Source organism: Accumulibacter sp. (assembly GCF_023806565.1).
Classification (GTDB): domain Bacteria; phylum Pseudomonadota; class Gammaproteobacteria; order Burkholderiales; family Rhodocyclaceae; genus Accumulibacter.
This window is the reverse complement of record NZ_JAMTDV010000085.1, coordinates 1-3,238: the sequence shown is the minus strand read 5'-3', so window position 1 is coordinate 3,238 and position 3,238 is coordinate 1. Positions and strand designations below refer to the sequence as shown.

Genomic DNA, 3,238 nt, shown 5'->3' with positions numbered 1-3,238 from the left:
CCTGATCGCTCGCGCCAGTCTGGCGATCGGCGTCGATACCGGTCTCGCGCACCTTGCCGCGGCACTGCGCGTTCCGGTCATTGCCCTCTACGTGGCCACCGAACCAGCGTTGACCGGCGTTTGCGGAACGGGCTTCGTGCGCAATCTCGGCGGTGCCGGCGCGCCGCCGTCGGTCGATGCAGTGCTGAGGGTGGTCGAACAGGCGCTGCTCCGATGTCCCGCCTGATCTATTCGCTGCTTTTTTATCTCGCCATGCCGCTCGTCTGGCTGCGGCTCTGCTGGCGTGCGCGCAAGCAGCCGGAGTATCTGCGGCAACTTGGCGAGCGACACGGCCATTACCGGGCGCCTCCACCGACGCGTCTGATCTGGCTGCACGCGGTATCGGTCGGCGAGACACGCGCCGCCGAGCCGCTGATCGCGGCGCTGTTGCGGGAGTATCCCGAGCACAGCGTGTTGCTGACACACATGACACCGACCGGCCGGGCGACCGGCAAGGAATTGCTGGCCCGATATCCGGGGCGGCTGACACAGGTATACCTCCCCTACGATCTGCCCGCTGCCTGCGGACGCTTCCTCGATCATTTCCGGCCGCAGCTCGGGCTGCTGATGGAAACCGAACTGTGGCCAAACATGATCGAGGCTTGCAGGCGCCGCGGCTTGCCGCTGGCGTTGATCAACGCCCGCCTTTCCGCACGTTCGCAGCGAGGCTACGCGCGCTTGCCAGGCCTGATTCGGCCGGCACTCTCGGCACTGAGCGCGGTCGCCGCGCAAACCGCAGCCGATGGCGAACGCTTGCAGCAGATCGGAGCACGCCAGGTCAGCGTTTGCGGCAATCTCAAGTTCGACGTTGCCCCAGCACCGGACAAACTGCAGCAGGGAGCGACGTGGCGGCAGGCAATCGGCACCCGGCCGATCTGGCTCGCGGCAAGCACCCGCGAAGGCGAGGAGGCCCTGATTCTCGACGCGTTCGCGACGATGACGACTCCCGACCTGCTGTTGCTGCTGGTGCCTCGCCACCCGCAACGGTTCGCCGAAGTCGCCGATCTCATCGCGCAACGCCGGCTGGCCTTCTGTCGCAGAAGTGCCGGTGAACTGCCACACCGGGAAACACGCGTCTGGCTCGGCGACAGCATGGGAGAAATGGCCGCCTACTACGCGCTGGCTGACCTGGCAGTCATTGGCGGCACCCTGTTGCCGTTCGGCGGTCAGAATCTGATCGAGGCGGCAGCCTGCGGCTGCCCTGTGCTGCTTGGCCCGCACGACTTCAATTTTGCCGAGGCCGGTAGGAATGCCATCGCTTCTGGCGCAGCGCGACGGGTGGCGGATGTCGGGGAAGCGGCACAGGTAGCGGCGGACCTGCTCCAGGAGCGTCCGAAGCTGCTCGCCATGCGTGACGCCACCGCCACCTTCAGCCTCGCCCACCGTGGCGCCACACTCCGGATCATGGCGCTGATCGCGCAGCTCAGGGCAATTCGAACAGCGTATTGATCCGCTCGAGGTCGTCCTCGGCAAGCGCGCCGACCGCCGCCTTGAGCTTGAGCTGGGCAAGCAAGGTATCGAAACGCGCTTTCGCGAGGTCCCGGCGAGTGACATAGACCTGATTCTCGGCATTCAGCACGTCGATGTTGATGCGTACGCCGACCTCGTAGCCGAGCCGGTTCGAATCCAGCGAGCTGAGGCTGGAAACCAGCGCCGCTTCAAGTGCCCGTACTTCGGCAAGACCATTGACTACGCCCAGGTACGCCTGGCGAGCCGCGAGCGCGGCACTGCGCGTCGCGTTGTCGAGCGCTGCCCGCTCCGCGTCGCGCCGCGCGATCGCTTCACGAGTTTTCGAGTTGACCGCGCCGCCCTGAAAAATCGGAATGTTGAGCTGCAGGCCGATCTGCGCATTCGTGGTATCGATCGCGCCGAGACCAAACTGCCCCGGACCGTTGTTCTGGCCGTAGTTGGCCACGACGTCCAGCGTGGGGTAATGTCCGGCCCGGCTGATTTCGATTGTCCTGTCGGCCGCCTCGGTGGCAGCCTGCTGCGCCTGCACGACGAAGCTGTCGCGCTCGGCGGCAGCCACCCATTGCTCCATGCTTGCCGGTTGTGGCGGTTGCATCACCGCTTTCTGCTTCAGCCGATTGAGTTCTCCGGGATCAATGCCAATCAGCACGCGCAGCGCGTAGCGTTTCACTTCGAGATCGCTCTCGGCGGCAATCTCCTGCGCGGTGGCCAGATCGTAGCGCGACTGCGACTCGTACGTATCGGTGATCGTCGCGGTACCGACTTCGAAATTTTTCTTCGCCTGCTCGAGTTGCTGGGCGATCGCTGTCTTGTTGGCCTGCACGGCACGCAGATTCTCGATGGCGAAGAGGACGTCGAAATAGGCTTGCGCGACGCGCAGGATCAGGTCCTGTCCGGCCTGTGCAAAGTTCGCCTCGGTCTGCAGGAGCAGCAGCTTCGACTGGTCGTACTGGACGAAATTCTGCCAGCGAAACAGCGGCTGCGTCAGGCTTACGCCGTAGCTGTTGGTGTTGTACTTGTTCTGGTAGTTCTGGCTGGGCAAGCGCCTGAGATTCGCATCGTAGCTGCTCACGTTGTAGACGGTATCGTTCCAGAACGTGTTGCCGCTCGCTGCGATCGTCGGCAACAGGGCAGCCAGTGCCTGCGGCAGCTTTTCGCGTCCGGCCGCAGCCGCCGCGCGCGCGCCAGCGTACTGCGCGTCGTAGGCCAACGCCGCACGATAGACCTGCACCAGGTCCGCCGCCATAGCAGGAACAGCGGACAAGCATGCAGCCAACAGGAAGGCGACTTTGCCGTCAGCGAGTTTCAGAGGCATGACGCTAACTCACTTTCAGTACTTGCGCATCGCCGGGTCAACGTCATTCGCCCAGGCATCAACACCGCCGGAAAGGTTGAAAATCGCTTGGAAACCCTGGCGTTCGAGGAATTGCGCGACCTGCAGGCTGCGCCTGCCGTGATGGCAGACCACCACGATTTCAGGGGCGTCCGTCAACTCGTCGATTCGATCTGGCACACTGCGCATCGGCAATAGCCGCGACCCCGGCAGATGGCAAAGCTCGTACTCCCACGGCTCCCGCACGTCGAGCAGCAGCGGTTTGCGCGTCGACTCGTTTGGCGAAGCATCCGCGGATGATTCGTCAGCCTTCAGCCAGGCAGCCAGTTCAAGCGCCGAGAGGTGCCGCATCGCGATTGGTACGCGCGACGTCAGAAGACGAAGCTTGGCCGCTTC

At 64.2% G+C, this 3,238-nt stretch carries 4 protein-coding genes; 2 read left to right on the top strand and 2 right to left on the bottom strand.

Annotated elements, in window-relative coordinates:
* Both NFV80_RS09505 and waaA read left to right on the top strand, forming a co-directional pair.
* A partial coding sequence (locus NFV80_RS09505; protein WP_295330186.1) for a glycosyltransferase family 9 protein occupies positions 1 to 226 on the top strand: 226 nt, incomplete at its 5' end.
* Entirely contained in the window at positions 214 to 1,488 is a 1,275-nt protein-coding gene (gene waaA / locus NFV80_RS09500) for a lipid IV(A) 3-deoxy-D-manno-octulosonic acid transferase (RefSeq protein ID WP_296758498.1), read from the top strand. The genes NFV80_RS09505 and waaA, both read left to right, overlap by 13 nt.
* Here the strand turns inward: waaA and NFV80_RS09495 are convergent.
* Together NFV80_RS09495 and NFV80_RS09490 are read right to left on the bottom strand one after the other, a co-directional pair.
* The gene (locus NFV80_RS09495) at positions 1,463 to 2,824 is read right to left on the bottom strand and encodes a TolC family outer membrane protein (protein ID WP_295330190.1); all 1,362 of its coding nucleotides are present in this window, start codon (positions 2,822 to 2,824) and stop codon (positions 1,463 to 1,465) included. The genes waaA and NFV80_RS09495 overlap by 26 nt on opposite strands.
* Positions 2,825 to 2,839: 15 nt before the next feature.
* Positions 2,840 to 3,193: a rhodanese-like domain-containing protein gene (locus NFV80_RS09490; protein WP_296758500.1), complete on the bottom strand. Its 354-nt coding sequence runs from the start codon at positions 3,191 to 3,193 to the stop codon at positions 2,840 to 2,842.
* Positions 3,194 to 3,238 lie beyond the last annotated feature (45 nt).